The organism is Caulobacter sp. GSs2, from assembly GCF_058680895.1.
Genome location: NZ_JBZWJL010000002.1, coordinates 127,305 through 141,663, shown reverse-complemented (window position 1 = coordinate 141,663; position 14,359 = coordinate 127,305). Strand labels below are relative to the sequence as shown.

Annotated in this window: 13 protein-coding genes; 5 read left to right on the top strand and 8 right to left on the bottom strand. The window is 60.8% G+C overall.

Going from position 1 to position 14,359, the window contains the following annotated elements:
- Nucleotides 1–157 precede the first annotated feature (157 nt).
- Entirely contained in the window at nt 158–538 is a 381-nt protein-coding gene (locus tag ACW17Z_RS19660; RefSeq protein WP_492058843.1) for a nucleotidyl transferase AbiEii/AbiGii toxin family protein, read from the top strand.
- Between the two features lie 85 nt (nt 539–623).
- Here the strand turns inward: ACW17Z_RS19660 and ACW17Z_RS19655 are convergent, their stop codons facing one another.
- On the bottom strand, nt 624–977 hold the full coding sequence (locus ACW17Z_RS19655) for a hypothetical protein (RefSeq protein WP_492058656.1): 354 nt from the start codon (nt 975–977) through the stop codon (nt 624–626).
- A 129-nt stretch (nt 978–1,106) separates the two neighbouring features.
- Nucleotides 1,107–2,309 carry a Fic family protein gene (locus ACW17Z_RS19650; protein WP_492058654.1) on the bottom strand — a complete coding sequence of 401 codons (1,203 nt, stop codon included), beginning with the start codon at nt 2,307–2,309 and terminating at the stop codon, nt 1,107–1,109.
- Between the two features lie 320 nt (nt 2,310–2,629).
- On the opposite strand from ACW17Z_RS19650, the gene ACW17Z_RS19645 reads away from it, so the two are divergent.
- Nucleotides 2,630–2,911: a WGR domain-containing protein gene (locus ACW17Z_RS19645; protein WP_492058653.1), complete on the top strand. Its 282-nt coding sequence runs from the start codon at nt 2,630–2,632 to the stop codon at nt 2,909–2,911.
- A gap of 52 nt (nt 2,912–2,963) precedes the next feature.
- Here the strand turns inward: ACW17Z_RS19645 and ACW17Z_RS19640 are convergent, their stop codons facing one another.
- A complete protein-coding gene (locus ACW17Z_RS19640; RefSeq protein WP_492058651.1) occupies nt 2,964–3,227 on the bottom strand; it encodes a helix-turn-helix domain-containing protein in 264 nt (87 codons plus the stop codon).
- Nucleotides 3,228–3,342: 115 nt separating this feature from the next.
- Between ACW17Z_RS19640 and ACW17Z_RS19635 the strand changes: the two genes are divergently transcribed.
- Nucleotides 3,343–4,005 (top strand): hypothetical protein, encoded by a 663-nt coding sequence (locus tag ACW17Z_RS19635; RefSeq protein WP_492058650.1) that lies wholly within the window; start codon nt 3,343–3,345, stop codon nt 4,003–4,005.
- A gap of 269 nt (nt 4,006–4,274) precedes the next feature.
- Here the strand turns inward: ACW17Z_RS19635 and ACW17Z_RS19630 are convergent, their stop codons facing one another.
- Nucleotides 4,275–4,733, bottom strand: a complete 459-nt coding sequence (locus tag ACW17Z_RS19630) for a Ros/MucR family transcriptional regulator (RefSeq protein ID WP_492058648.1) — start codon at nt 4,731–4,733, stop codon at nt 4,275–4,277.
- A gap of 368 nt (nt 4,734–5,101) precedes the next feature.
- On the opposite strand from ACW17Z_RS19630, the gene ACW17Z_RS19625 reads away from it, so the two are divergent.
- Together ACW17Z_RS19625 and ACW17Z_RS19620 are read left to right on the top strand one after the other, a co-directional pair.
- Complete coding sequence (locus ACW17Z_RS19625; protein WP_492058646.1) at nt 5,102–6,244, top strand: DNA cytosine methyltransferase; 1,143 nt, start codon at nt 5,102–5,104, stop codon at nt 6,242–6,244.
- A complete protein-coding gene (locus ACW17Z_RS19620) occupies nt 6,241–6,966 on the top strand; it encodes a GIY-YIG nuclease family protein (RefSeq protein ID WP_492058645.1) in 726 nt (241 codons plus the stop codon). The genes ACW17Z_RS19625 and ACW17Z_RS19620 overlap by 4 nt, the downstream gene beginning before the upstream one ends.
- Nucleotides 6,967–7,073: 107 nt before the next feature.
- Here ACW17Z_RS19620 and ACW17Z_RS19615 read toward each other — a convergent pair whose 3' ends face one another.
- The 4 genes from ACW17Z_RS19615 to ACW17Z_RS19600 form a co-directional block, all read right to left on the bottom strand.
- Nucleotides 7,074–8,357, bottom strand: a complete 1,284-nt coding sequence (locus ACW17Z_RS19615) for a type II toxin-antitoxin system HipA family toxin (RefSeq protein WP_492058644.1) — start codon at nt 8,355–8,357, stop codon at nt 7,074–7,076.
- Nucleotides 8,357–8,707 carry a helix-turn-helix domain-containing protein gene (locus ACW17Z_RS19610; RefSeq protein WP_492058643.1) on the bottom strand — a complete coding sequence of 117 codons (351 nt, stop codon included), beginning with the start codon at nt 8,705–8,707 and terminating at the stop codon, nt 8,357–8,359. The genes ACW17Z_RS19615 and ACW17Z_RS19610 overlap by 1 nt, the downstream gene beginning before the upstream one ends.
- A gap of 178 nt (nt 8,708–8,885) precedes the next feature.
- Nucleotides 8,886–11,951, bottom strand: coding sequence for a MobF family relaxase (gene mobF / locus ACW17Z_RS19605; protein ID WP_492058641.1), 3,066 nt, complete (start codon nt 11,949–11,951; stop codon nt 8,886–8,888).
- A 27-nt stretch (nt 11,952–11,978) separates the two neighbouring features.
- The gene (locus ACW17Z_RS19600; RefSeq protein ID WP_492058640.1) at nt 11,979–14,213 is read right to left on the bottom strand and encodes a type IV secretion system DNA-binding domain-containing protein; all 2,235 of its coding nucleotides are present in this window, start codon (nt 14,211–14,213) and stop codon (nt 11,979–11,981) included.
- Nucleotides 14,214–14,359 lie beyond the last annotated feature (146 nt).

The window sequence follows — 14,359 nt, the reverse complement described above, 5'->3', positions numbered from 1 at the left end:
CCTATGCCAGCATCAATGGCTCAGTCGCCGGGTTGAAGGACGGCGTCCTGCCGGAACTGGGCTTCGACGACGTCGCGCCCAACCAACCCCGCGACATCTCCTCGTGGGCTTATGATTTCGCCGCTAGCCGGGGGTCGATGTCGTCGACAATCGTGCCCTGGCCGTCGCCTGCTACCATCCGGGCCATACGCTGGTCAAAAAGCTGCAGGCGATCTCCACCAAGTTCCGCCAGCAACAGAACACCGGCGCGTTCCCGCCCAACTTCATGCGCCACTACTACGACATCTATTCGCTGCTCCAGGATCCGGCCGTGCAGGCGTTTGTGGGCGCGCAGGGGTATCTCGACCACAAGGCCAAGCGGTTCCCGAAGGCCGACAAAGCGGTCATCGCTGAGAACGAAGCCTTCGTGCTCAGCGACCCCGAGACCCGGGCTACGCTGCAGAAGGCCTACGCCGCCTCGAGCGCCCTCTATTTCCGCGGCCAGCCGGCCTTCGACGGAATCCTAGCGGAAATCGCTAAGTGGGCGCCGAAGCTTTAGCTCAGCCGCTCACCGCGGCCAGTAAAGTGGAAGCAGCGACGCGCCAACGCGCCCTGCCCCTCCACGACTAGGCATTCCATACAGTCTATTCACTGAGCCAGGCGAGCGGCGGACGTAAACGCAGGTTCAGGTCGTGATACTCTTCAACCCGTTTGGCTCGAGCGACGTTTAGCCGGATATAGAGGCCTTGCACGCCGTGGGCTCTGACAGCGAGGTCCCACCGATTGCTGGCCTCGATCAGGCTATCGGCCGCTGCGCAGCACATCACCTGAGCCGCCGAGCCGCGCCAGCGGACATAGACGAAGTTTCCCGGCGTCGCCGGTAGCTGAGCCGGATCTTCGACCAGTCGAAAGCGATAGGCCGCGCCGGAAGCGCCGGTGAGATCAAGGTGTTCTTGCATTGTTCGCTTATAGTCTCCCCAGCGGAGAAAATCGATCATCGAGCCGTCGGGCTGAGAAAAATCGAGACAGATTTTAGGGACCACGGCCGCCAGTGCGCGACTGAAAACGGGAGCTCTGGCGGCGGCCTGGTCTCGACGAGTTTTCAGGCGGAAATTGTGTGCCTGTCGTCAGATCTCATAAAACAGCTTCGGGAAGAGTTGATCGATGTAGTCCGCAGCAAAGGCTAGCCGAACTGGCGTCTTTGGCGAGTCGCTGACCAAAAGGCCGCGCTTGGTGAGTTCCGAAAGAATGTTCCGAGCGGTTCGATCGGCAAGGCCGGTTATGGCCGAAGCTTCACCACGCGGGATCTCGTCGCGCATCAAAGCCGCCTGCAGGAGCGCTGCACCGCGGGGATCAAGCTGAGGATCGGTTTCGACCAAACGCTTCAGGCGGATCGACAGGTTGTCGAGATCAAACAGGCTGGTCATGAACTCGACCTGGTCGAGCGCCACTTGCAGGAACCACAGGGTGAAAGACTGTAGGGCTCTCAGAGAGAGATTCCCTCGCCCATCCAAAGCGCCCTGCCGCGGCTGATCCGCCATGGCCAGCATGGCCTTGTACTCGCCCCTATCCACAAGACCGCGCGCCAGACCCCGCGAGATCGACCAAAGACCACCTGCGCCCATGCCCGCCTTCAGGAACATGGCATGGGTCATGAGCCGGCCAACACGCCCATTGCCGTCGGGAAAGGGGTGAATGTAGGCGAACCGATGATGCGCTGCAGGTATGTCAATCAAATGGGCGCGCACCCGCCCAGGGCGCTCCCCATAAACCTCGTGGAACCGCGCCATAAAGGCGTCGACCCGCGCGCTCGCAGGCGGCACGTGCCTACCGACCTCAACGTCATGTCCGGGATCATGACGAAAGACGCCCGGCTCCATCATGAAGCTGAAAGTCTGCCCCTTGATCTCACGAAAGACCTCGGGAACCGCAGCGTAGAAGTCGCGGTGAAGCCAACTGATGAATTCGGGGCTTGTTGGATCCTCGAGCACGCCATCGTGGAAGCGCCGATCGATTTCACCCTGCACAATCACGTGCGCGCGCGCCTCTAACTGCAGGTCGCGTTTTGCCGGGTCATCAGACAACGCACCATCGACGGCGGCGGCGATATCACGGGGCCGCGTCGTATGGCCCTCGATGAGGTTGGAGTAGTAGCAGTTCATTATGCGCACGAGGCTAGCGGCCTCGGCTTGCAAACGCGGCCTCAGGGCATTGTCCAGGCGTCCGACCTTGAAGGCCAGCTCGGCCAGGACCTCAGAGATCTCAGCCGTGGAGCTATCCTCCAGGCGCATGGGCTCAAGTCGCCCCGGAGTCTCGATAGCGTTCGTCATTTTGCCGATCTTTTGCAGGCGATTTCTGCCACCTATGCATATACAATAGCTATATAATTCGTGCAAACTTCGCAGAAGTTGCCGGTGATACTGCCGATCCTGATGCCGATCTTTGACCACGAGCTACGGTAGCCCTTCAGGGGTCCAGCGTGCGATTCGCGCATGGTGCGCCCAGGGCTGAGGAACGTTCCTCCCCGCTCACTAGACGCCCGACCCGCAGCAAGGCGCGGGGCGGCATTTCTAAGTGACGCAAAGAACCAATACGACCGATTTTGACGCATGCCGAAGCTATCGATAGCCTGACCTATTTGGGGATAGCCATGCTCGTCCTGCATCGTCTCGATCCGACCGTGAACATGGCAAGGTTCTATGCTCTTTCGCTCGAGAACTCCCTATTTGGCGACATTCTACTCGTCCGCCGATGGGGGCGCATTGGCACTCATGGTCGAGTGCGGCTCGACTGGTTCGACGGGCCGGAAGAAGCAGCCAACGAACTCAAGCGCATTGCCACCCTAAAAGCGCGCCGCGGCTATCAGAAGTATGGCCTAGAAGCCGAGCCATGCCGACACGCGTTCGCTGGTACAGCTCGCCAGGGCCAATAAGGAACGCCTCAAATGCGGTCGCCCCCTCCCCGCTTCAAATTCTCGCCAAAGGTCAGCTAACTGACTGACCGGCACTCGCGACCGTTGCATCCAATAGATAGGTCGTCAGTTCAGCAGGACTAATCCCGAAAGCATCGGCCAGAGCTGCAATATCCAGTATGTCCAGTCGCCGCTCCGCAAGCTCTAGCTTGGCTAAATAAGACTGCTGTTGCTGGAGCAGGCTCGCGAGGTGACGCTGGGTCCAACCGCGAGCAACCCGGAGCGCGGCTAGGCGCTCACCAACAGCCTTGAACGGTTCTGTCTTTCGTCCGGCCAACCGACCACCTGCCTTTCTGGAAGGCAAGGGCTAGCCAAGTCCGAGTTTGAACCCATAATAGGATCAGCGATGGGCGCCCGCCATGCCTGGGCGACGCACGGACAAGGAGTACTTCATGGAAACCGATCTGCAGGGCACCGATGGCCCACGCTCCGCCGATGAGGTCCGGGCCCAGGAAAAAGTGACTATCGAAATCCGAATTGACGAAGAGACGATGACCGCAATGCTGCGGGAACGCGCCATCATGAAAGACCCAGAAGTCGAAGACACCATCCGGCGACGGCTCACTATGGGCCTTCTGTTCGCGATCATTCTGGAGCCGAAAGAGCTAAAGTGGCGGCCAATTCATCGTGACGCGATGACTCTGACGGTGGAGCTTCCGATCGCCGCAGCGCTTCAGCTTGAATCAACCGCAAATGATCTGGGGTTTGGGCGCGACGTTTTGGTCGCGACGGTTCTTTCCAATGAAATCTGCAAGCCGACTGACGTCCTGGCGGCAGAGGACCGACAGAGGCACCGCTACGAAAACAAAAACCCAATTCGCCGCGTTCCGGGTAAGGGCAATCTGTATCCAGTGCAGCTCTTCATGCCCGGCTACCAACTAGTTTTCATTCGGATGCTGGCCAATGGCGAAGTCGACAGATCGGTAATCATCGACGAGGCGCTGGTCGCATTGGCGCGCCAGATCTTGCACCAAGACCGAGTAGCCGGGATCGATGTGCCAGTTGAGGCCCGTGTTTTCGCACGAAAGATTTTAGAGCTTCAGTCTGCGGACTAAGCGAATGGCCATTAAAGATTCAAATAGTCGCGATTCTAACTTCAGTTGTATCGTCTACTAGAATGTAGATGAGCAGGAACAGTAGTACGAAAGCGATGCGCCAGCAGCGGACTCGAGCACCGGTCCAGAAACACTACGTTCAGCACAGACGACGAACACCGTCTTGTCGCCAACATTCCAGCTCTCGCCCTTATCCCAGGCAACCGCAATTCCATGAAAAAGCCCGCCAGTTGAGGGCGGGCTTCTCGTAGTCTGTAGCGAAGGCCGGCTTAAGCCTTCGCTTTGCCCCTGGTCGCCTTAGCAGCCGGTGCAGCGACTTTAGCCTTGCGACCACCCTGCCCCAGACCCAGAGCCTTCGCCATGGCAGAACGGGCTTCGCTATAGGAGGGCGCCGTGGTCGGGTAGTCGCTCGGCAGGCCCCACTTGGTTTTGTATTCAGCAACCGTCATGCCGTGCGTCGTGAGGTGTCGCTTGAGGGTCTTGTACGGCTTGCCATCTTCGAAGCTGATCAGAGCATCCGGCGTGATCGATTTACGGATTTGACCGGCTGTTGGCTTGGTCACACTCTCGACAGCAACGGCTTCGGGTTCGCCAATGCCGGTGAGCGCGGCGAACGTCGCCTTGATCAGACCTGGCAGTTCCGATTGTGCGACGCGGTTGGCGTCGTTGCCGACGAAAGCGCTGACGATGCTGGCCGTCAACTCTATCGCTTCGTTCTTATCGACCATCTAGCGTTTCCTCGCAATCCCGTCCCCTGCCCAAAGCAGGATCGAGCGCGCTAGAATACCTGCTTATCGACTGTAGCTCTAAGGCTTTCGTCTCCAGCAGCTATCGCATCGGTAGACAGTCTTCCTATAGTAACATTGGGAGCAAAATCGATGCTATTGAAATAGCGCACCACGACGGACATTATAAACCAAACCTACTGTGGGCGGCTCTGCGCCAGGAGCGGGCTCGGTGTCCTTACCGCACTCTGGGCGTTTAGGCGGGACAAACTACGCGAACAAAGACGAAACGTCGCTCGACGTGGCGCCAAACCGGCGCCACCTTAGCCTCATGAAACTCGACTCGATAATCGACACGGCGCGCAACGCCTGTGCCTAAGTTCTACGAATTCTTCGCCGGTGGTGGCATGGCCCGCAAGGGCCTAGGTCCTAACTGGACCTGCCTGTTCGCCAACGACTTCGACTTCAAAAAGGGTCTCACCTACCAAGCCAACTTTGGCTCCGACGCGCTGAAGGTCGCCGACATCCGCGCGATCACTCCGGCGGATCTTCCGGGGCTCGCCGACCTGATGTGGGGCTCCTTCCCCTGCCAAGATCTCTCCTTGGCCGGCGTCGGTGCCGGCCTGCGAGGCGAACGCTCGGGCACCTTCTATCCATTCTGGGACGTTGTCCGGGCGCTTAAGGCGGATGGCCGCGCCCCTAGGCTTATCGCCGTGGAGAATGTCTGCGGCACGCTGACATCGCACCGTGGCCAGGATTTCGAAGCGATATGCCGAACCTTCGTCGAGGTCGGCTACCGTTGCGGGGCTCTTGTAATCAACGCCGACCTGTTCGTTCCCCAGTCGCGGCCACGCCTATTCGTGATCGGCGTGCGGGCCGACGTGGCGATCGACCCGACGCTGCTGTCGCCTGAGCCCCTAGCGCCCTTCCACACCCGAGGCATCTGTCGAGCCGTCGAGGCCCTACCCAAGGCCCTGCGGGCGCAGATGCTGTGGTGGAACGTTCCCACACCCGGCCACCGGGTCAGCACCTTCGCCGACGAGATCGAAGAGCACCCAACCAGCGTCACCTGGCACACCCCGGCCGAAACCGAACAACTGCTTGCCAAGATGTCGCCGCTCAACAAGGCCAAGGTCACCGCCGCCATGCGTGCCGGCCGCCGCATGGTCGGCGGCGTCTACAAGCGGACGCGGCTTAATGAAAAAGGCGTCAAAGTGCAGCGCGCCGAGGTCCGGTTCGACGATGTCGCAGGCTGCCTACGGACGCCGGCCGGCGGCTCTAGCCGCCAGGTCATCCTGGTGGTCGATGGACAGAAGATCCGCTCTCGGCTGATCTCGGCGCGCGAGACCGCCCGGCTGATGGGTTTGCCCGACGACTACAAGCTGCCAAAGAACTACAACGAGGCCTATCACCTGACCGGCGACGGTGTGGTGGTGGACGTCGTGCGTCATCTGGGCCAGCACATCTTCGAACCGCTGCTCGCCGAGGCGCTTGAAGCTCGAGAGGTTGCGTGACCGAGCCCGTCCGGCGCGATCCCGACGCGGTCAATGTCCCGCCCTTCGAGACCGAGGACCTGCGCCGCAACCTGGCAACCTTTCTGGACAGCCCGTTCGACGATCCATGCGGCGCGCGGTCCTTTGTCGGCAACTACCGCTGGGGCGTCTACGCCTTCTTCGACTATGACGGCGAGCCGATCTATGTCGGCCAGACCAATGAGCGGCTGCGCACCCGCATTCGCCGCCACCTGACAAACCAGCGCACGGACGCGGTGGCCATGTCGGTCTTGGATCCTTTCGAGGTCTTCGAGATCGAGGTCTGGCCCCTTCCCCAGTTCGAGGCGTCGAGCCGAGCCGACCTGGCGGCCCGGCAACATCTGGATGCGCTGGAGCGGCTGATTACCGAGCGCGCAGTGGCCGGATCGCAGTTTAAGGCCATCCTCAACGAGAAGGATCCGCCGCCGGGGACTTTGAGCGTCGAGGCCCCGCCATCGCAGCGCGGCCGCATCGTCTCTGAGCGGGTGCATGAACTACGATCGCATCCTGATTTTAGGATCGCGCGCCGATCGTTGATCCTTTCGCGGCTGGCGCAGGTGATTTCCGAACGCAAGGTGCAAGGCGGTCTGCGGCGGGTGCTGCTCACCCAGGCCAAGCGCCTGCAATGGCTATCGGCGCGGCGCTATGAGGCGCTGGGTGGCGCGGCATCGGTCGCTGTCGAGGTTGAAGGCGAAGAAATCTGAGCAGGAACGCGGCTGATATAGATGCGCCAGGTGTCCCCGTTCACAGGACCGAAGCGTTAGGGCAATCGGCACTGCCAAAGCGCTGTCGGCCCTTATGTCACCCAGCCCTATCGGCCGCGAACCTCCGAAACCAAGGTCAATCCCGGCCAGCGATCCAGTAGCAAACTGCAGGCCCCTGGCGTGAGCGGCAGATCGCTCAAAGCCGCCGGCCAAGTGTCTTGGACCCGCTCCACGGTAGTGATGACCTCCCTGCGCACAAGCGCAGGGTCCAGCTTCAAAAACGCGGCCGCCCGCTCAAACTGGTGCAGTGAGATACTGGCAAAACGCTGAACCCCTGCGAACCTCAAACCCAAGGTGTCGTCGCCCCAAAGTACCGTCGGGACGATGTCGTAGGCGGGAGACAGCCGGATCTCGCCGGGAGCGGGAAAGACAAACGACCAGTTCTTCAGGTGATTGTCGCCATTGCCCAACAAGACATCGACCACCAGCCTGCGAACGGCCTCGAGGACGTCACCGCGCCAGTCGGTGCTAAAGCGCTGGATCATCCGCAGGATGGTTTCACTGTTGCCCTTGAAGTACTTCTGATCGCCGACGGCGCCGAGGATCTGCGCCATGTCCTCGATGTGGACTCGCCGGCCATCAGCCGTGCGATCAAAACGCTCGACCGCCAAGGCGTGCTCGCCATGCAGCAACTCAGGCGGAATGTCGGCGATGGCCAGCTTGGCGATCAGCTGAACCGGCGCGGTATCGACGCCGGCCAGACGCGCCAAGGTCATGCCGGTAAATTCAGCCTCGGGCAGACCTGAGTACTTTTCGCTATCGAGCTTGAGGATGTAGCGCCCCTCACCGGCGCGAGCAGGCGCGGCAAACTTGTCCGTACGCAGACTGGACGTGAACTTCAGCTGGACCCCGGCCAGAGAGAACTTGACGAACCCCTTGGGCACCGGCGCCCGAAAGCCTGCGACCTGGCCTAGATCAAGGGGCCCGGCCGCCGCAAAGGCCTCTTCATTCTCCGGCACGACAAGAACAGCCCCCGCCAGATCCCCGCCCAGACGGGCGATGAGGTCAAACGGACCGTGGTCACCAGGGCCCATCTCTGAGGCGACAAGGTCGCGCAAAGCGCCTTCCGGCAACAGGCCAGCAAACCACGGCGGCAGACCGCCATAGAGAGCGATCTTATCGGACCGCGCGGCCAAACGACCGCGCGTCTCCGCAACGTCTCCTGGCGTGGCCCAACTCAAACTCAGGATCGGCCGGTCATCGTCGCGGAGATAGGTCTCGTCCGGCGTAAAAGCCGTCCCGCCAGTCTGATCGCGCGAGAGTGTCCCGACCCGGAGCACCCCGCCCGACGCATCGAAGAGATGGACCCCGAGGATCCCCGCCCGAGCCATTAGCGCGGCTCCCGATCAGGCCTCGCCTTAGCAGGGCCCCCACCCTGCTCGGCTTCCCCCTCGGAGAGATCAATAAACAGCTCATCAAACACTGATGGCCGCTCCGGGACCTGTCGGGACGTTGCGGCCACATCGAGCAGGACCTCGACCCGCTCCAGGCGCTCGCGCGGCACAGCCACCAGAGCCAGACCCAGGGCGTCGCAAACGTCGGCCAGCAGCGCAAGTCGATCGCGGCCTGGCCTATTGTGCAAAAGATCCGATTCCAGCTCGGAGATGCGCGGCATGGCTCGGCCTACCCGGTGGGCAACCTGGGCCTGGGTCAAACCCCGGCTCAGACGCGCTTGACGCAAAGCCGCTCCAAGACGCGGCAACAAGGGATCACGCATAAGACTATCCGTACCTTGAGGTCCAAGATTACGTATATACGTAAATGATCGAGCCCTACAAGTCACTGTTATTACGCATATCCGTGATTATAGCCCATTTCTTATGGATATATGTAATTCTCGTCCGTCAGACTGCGCACCCCTAAATCCCCCCCATTCCGATCGGCCCGATTTGGTCGATCGTCTTCGTGCGCGTTTTGGTCTTCTCGTGGGCGGCACCCGGGCCGCCCATCTCCATCGTTTTGATTTTTTCCTTCTCCGGCGTGGGCGGGGGCTTTGCCTTTTCAGCCTCTTTCTCGGCCTTTATCCTATCGAGCACGCCGCGTAGGTGATCCAGGGCAACGGGCTTTTGACCATCGTTGCTCATGAGCATGGTTGCGAGTTTGGCCAGGTCGTCAGTGACCATTTGCGCGGAATGGGACATCCGAGAGTTCATGACGTAGTTGCGCGCCTCGTTGGCGGCCTCGCCTGCTTTCGTCGTCAGCTCGTAGATCACCTTGCCGATTGTCTGCCCCTGGGCGCGGTTCGCAGTCTGGGCGTAAGCGTAGCCGGCGTAGTTCAGGGCAGGGTCCTTGATGCTCAGGATCTCCTCCTTGCCGCTGTTTTTCCCCTCCCCCTGATCGTGAACGATAGTCCAGCCTGTCTTGGTCACTCTCTTGACCGTGAACCCGCCACCGAGCTCGTAGCCACGGTCCTTGAACCGGGCTTCCCAGACGAGCCGCTCCCCCTCTGCCACGGGCATTGATCTCTCAGTGAATGCGCTGAAGGTCGCGGTGCGGCGTTCATGCTCAGCGTTCAAGTCGATGAGCCGGGTCTTACCAAGGTGGTTTTGGACCTTCAGGAGATTGTTGGCGTGGTCCAGGCCAACAACTCTTTCAGGTGGGGCTCTGGGCGTCTCTCGGCCCGAGAAGGCGGAGGTCGGCACAATGACATCGTCCATCCCGTAGGACTTGCTGTTGAATTGTGCCGCCGACGGCAGGCGCTTTTGGTAGTAGCGAGTTACGTCCATATCGGGCCCCTTCAGGACGCCGGCGCTCTTCAGTTCCTGGCGCACACCGAGGGCGACCAGGTCGCGCATCTTGTTGGTGGCCACCACGATCCCGGTCGTTCCGGGTCCGGTCGCTCCCTTCCAGAGCTCGACAACCTTGTTGGCGATCTCAATGTCGGTGGCCGACTTTCCAAGCTCATGGATGTTTGGCACCATCGCGGTCAGCCCCTCGCGGATCTTGCCTTCGGCGAAGTTCTTTGCCGCAGCCTGGAAGTGGGGCGCTGCATTGCGCTGTCGCACGATCGTTTTGATTTCTGTCTGATCGACTTTGCGATCGAGCATCAGCTTGAATGGGTTTCCTGACCCCATGCCTCCGAGCTGATTTTGGTCGCCGGCAATTCGGACGCCGGGGATCTTCAGTTCATCGACCACCCTGGCGATCCTGACGGCCGTAGCGTTGCTGATCGTCGAGGCTTCATCGATGACCAGATAGGCCTTGCTCCAGGCGGCGCGCTCTTTGGCTGCGACAGCCCCGCCCGTCTCGATCGCGTATTCTTTGTCGCGCAGAAAGGACTCGATGGTTTGAGCCCTGAGACCGACGCTCTTCAGTTCGCGCACGAAGCTGTGCTGCGTCGAGATCCCTTGCAGTCGAATACCCTCCGCGTCTGCGACGGCCTTCACGGCGCCGAAGAGGGTGGATTTGCCGACGCCGGCGAACCCCTGGATCGCCGAGTAGCGATCCGCAGTCCCGAAAAATCTCATAGCACCGGCGTGCTGCTCATCGCCCAACCGGAAATCCGGACGGCCCATGATTTGGGCGAGAACTGTAGGTGTGAACTTCTCCTGCAGCTCAGGTCCAGGGATAAACCTTTCACCTTTGCCGCGACCGTTTTCGATCGCTGCCAGGATGAACTGCTCGCGCTCGACAGAGACTGAAGTCGTCACGCCGCCGATCATCCGGGCGTCGGCATGGAGCACGAGGCCCTTCTCGACCATGCGATTGAATGAAGCCTCCAGGCGCCCATAGGTGACCCCTAGGGGCGACTTCAGCAAGGCGTGCTGCATCATGAGGTGCTTGCTGTTGACGGCCTCCTGGGAGTCCACGATCCGCACACCGTAGGCCACCAGATCCTGGGCTTGGCGGTCGGGATCGCCTTTGTCCGACAGGCCGAAGTGGTGCGTGATCTTGTTCGCCCCGGTCACCGTGCGCACTGCGAGCCTGATCGTAGATTCCGTCCGTGACATTGCGCCTTCGACCTGGCTGCTGATGTCACGCCCGAGCCTCTTCAGCTGGCCGGCGAGGGTCGCCTCTAGGGCGCCTGGCGCGACAGATTCAGCGCGCCCGTACCACTCGTCAGCGATGGCCTGCCGATCGACATGCTCCTTGGCCTTGCGAGTTTGCTTCTGGATCATCGTGCGCTGGGCGTCGGAGACCTGGTCAATTCCGCGCTCTTCAGCCAGCGCCTTGGCTTTCGCATTGATCTCCTCGGACCTGGTGCTGAACTCCTTCGTCAGCTTGGGATCGACGCCGACAATTTCCCAGGCAAGGTCTCCGGTGCTGCGGACATCGAAGCCCTCTTGCATTATGGCCGCCTGCAAAGACCGGGCGCCGATCAGCGATGTGTTCTTCTGCCACTTGAACATTTGTCGCTCGCCGATCGCGCCATATTCACCCGTCTCGGGGTTCTTGGTCGTGTTTGCGATGGCGTTATGGACATGAATGTGTGGGTCACCGCCACGGGTCGTAATGTGCATCACCGAGCCGTAGACGAGGTTTCCAGTCAGCACCTCCCGAACCTTTCCACCCGCCTCACGGACCCGGGTGATCGAGTGGTTTTCTTCCAGATAACCCATCATTTCGGCGTTGGCCGCCATGACGTGTCCACGCAGGCGGTCGGCTAGTTCTGGGTCAAATCGGTCGGCCGCGACGATTGCCAGGGTCACCGACTTTGGGACAGCAAAGGTGAAGTCCCATCCGGGGTGATGCTTCGCCTTCGTAGCACTAGCGACGAGGGCGGGCCCCTCAGGATCGGGGTTGCGACCCTCTAGGACGGCCTGCAGTTCGTCCTTCGTAGCGGTGCCCGAAAGGCCAAGGTCCTCCGCTCCCTTGCCGCCCCAAGCCATGCCCGGAGCATCGGCCTCACCGTGCAGATAATAGTCATCGGCGCTGTAGTAGTCGGCCGCCCCGCCAGATGAGCGGATACGTGATGGCGTCATCATTTCGCATTCTCCCTTACAGGATACGGGCTATGTCTGGGGTCGGAAGCCGAAGTCCGGTCCACCAGAGTCGCCGTCGTCATCCCCTCGGCCCCGGTCTTGGGCGGGACGGTCGTTGCGCTTTGGATGCTGCCGCTGCTCGCCGGGTTTTGCCTTCCAGACAGCCAGTCCGTTGAGGGGGATGCCGTCCTCGATATCGCGCCGAACCTGCGCGAAAAGCCGCTCATATGCCGACGCGGTTTTTTCCGCACCGAGACGTGCCTTGAGGGAGTCGTGCGTCAAGCGGCCGTAAGCATCGTTCGCAAAGCTTCGCGGGCCTTGGCCGATGAGATTCGCGTCTGATGAGTTCCACGTCCCCGACGGATCGCCTTCCGATGTGGTCCTGTCTGGGATGTGTGACGTGTCCTTCAGAACATTGCCGCCGGCCGGCTTTGGCCCAGCATCGTCTGGAACTTCACCGGTGATTGGATCGTGGTCAGGTTCAAGACCGGCCGGGTCGGCAGCCGGTGACGGCGTCGGCGCTGGCTGGGCCGCCTCCGCGGCAAGGCGGGCGTTCGCCGCCTCTACCCGGTCGAAGAATTCTGCGACTGGACCCTTGCCTTCGAGGGGCTGGATGCCCTTGGCGATCTCAGGTCGGGCCTTGTAGTTGAAGCGGATCGTCGCAATCGGAAAGGCCGTTCCGTCGCGGGCATTGCTGACCTTGATGAAGCCCTGCAGCTTGGGCTGGTTCATGACATCTTCGGGAAGAGCTATGGGCTCAAGCTCTTCGCGAGGCGTCATCCCGACGCCGTCGCGCTGTGAGTTTGCACCGTAGGAAACCGTCTCATCGACCCTGCGAACCTGGGCCCGGCCGATCTGCTCGGACATCCACTTCGCCGTCTCTGGATCCTGGCAGCGGAGGATCAGTTTGGTGGCGCATTGGCCGATGATGGTCTGGGCGACCTCGTGGCCATAGATCTCCTGGATCTGCGAGATTTGTTGCATACCCAGCACAATGGCGCCGCCGTACTTGCGCAGGCGCTCTGGCCCAACCGCCAGGCTGGCGACCTTTCCAAGGCTGGGAAACTCGTCGAGGATGATCCAGGTAACATGTCGGACGGTCGGGTCTCTGCCGAGCAGCGAACTGACCACAAGCTCCGACCAAAAGCCTAAGAGCGGACGCAGGCTTTCAATGTGGGTTTCGGGTGCCGACAAGAAGAGGAAGCCGCCGGTCTTCTCGGGATTGTTGACCCACTTGCGGATGGAGAAGTCGCCTTGTTGGCCCACCAGATGGACAAGGCTGCCGGCACCCTGGGACAAGACCGACTTGATGGAATCGCTTCGTGGATTGGACCCGCCTTCAAGGTGGGACGCGGCTGGCGTCCCTCTCAGGAGGTAGATGAGCAGCTCGATCGGCCCGAAGAAAACCTTCAGGAGATCCTCAAGCGTCGCGTCGGGATAGAGGACCTTGAAGCGGAAGGTGGCCCAGACAAACACCTGCCGAGTGGAGTTGGTCCAGTAGGGATCACCGCCCTTCGGTTCCTTGAAGAGGCAGACGGCCAGACGCTCAATCTCATGCTGTTCAACGGCATCGTTGTAGGGGTTCCAGCCTACCGAGCGACCGTCATAGGGGTTGAGGATTAGGTCGGTGTCTGGGTTGTAGTGAGCCCGGATGTAGTCCAGCTCCGGGTCGTAAATGATCGCACGATCGCCTCGGCTTCGGATGGACTCGATCAGCTGGTGAATGGCTTGGCTTTTGCCCGAGCCGGGAGAGCCAACAAAGAAGGTGTGCTCCTGCTCAGTCTCGTAGGGATACGGCACGCCGACGAGCTTGGCTGGGACGTGTTTGGGCGTGTTGCGCTCCAGCGCCATGGTACGGTTGAAGGCGTGAATGGCGATTAGAAGTTCGCGGACCCCGACGACAGTTTGGCCGCGTATCTGGCGGGCCTTGAGCTTCTCTTCGCCTGAATGGATGAACCAGACCGTAGCGAGACCAATGATACCGACAGTGCCGAAAAGCCAGATCAGCGCAGCCACGCGTTGGTTGTGGAAATAGGCTTGGGCGTAGGGCTGGATCCACGCCAGTTTTGCGACCTGATCGTTGGTATATGTGCGGTCGGTTCCGCCTGGGGTTTTGATCGAGATTTCTTGAGGAAACGGGTAGCCGAACTTGTGGAATGTCGCCGCTTGGAAGGCCTGGATTCCGTAGGTTTGCTCTAGCTCTGTCGACTTGGAATTGCCCATCCAGACGCAGATTGCGGCCCAGATGATGGCGACGATTGCCATTCGGCCAATCACCTCCAGGACCATGTCCCAGGTGTGGCTTACAGTCTGTCCGCCGCGAAGCCAGGCTTCGCCTTGGCCCCGATGAACTCGGCTCATGATTAGCGACCTTCCAACTCAAGTGAGGTGTGCAAGGTCGGCGGGGAGGT

Coding starts and splice junctions, on each gene's coding strand:
- ACW17Z_RS19655 (WP_492058656.1), bottom strand. CDS start 977: ATGATCGATTTTCTCCGCTGGGGAGACTATAAGCGAACAATGCAAGAA.
- ACW17Z_RS19650 (WP_492058654.1), bottom strand. CDS start 2,309: ATGACGAACGCTATCGAGACTCCGGGGCGACTTGAGCCCATGCGCCTG.
- ACW17Z_RS19645 (WP_492058653.1), top strand. CDS start 2,630: ATGCTCGTCCTGCATCGTCTCGATCCGACCGTGAACATGGCAAGGTTC.
- ACW17Z_RS19635 (WP_492058650.1), top strand. CDS start 3,343: ATGGAAACCGATCTGCAGGGCACCGATGGCCCACGCTCCGCCGATGAG.
- ACW17Z_RS19630 (WP_492058648.1), bottom strand. CDS start 4,733: ATGGTCGATAAGAACGAAGCGATAGAGTTGACGGCCAGCATCGTCAGC.
- ACW17Z_RS19615 (WP_492058644.1), bottom strand. CDS start 8,357: ATGGCTCGGGCGGGGATCCTCGGGGTCCATCTCTTCGATGCGTCGGGC.
- mobF (WP_492058641.1), bottom strand. CDS start 11,951: ATGATGACGCCATCACGTATCCGCTCATCTGGCGGGGCGGCCGACTAC.
- ACW17Z_RS19600 (WP_492058640.1), bottom strand. CDS start 14,213: ATGGCAATCGTCGCCATCATCTGGGCCGCAATCTGCGTCTGGATGGGC.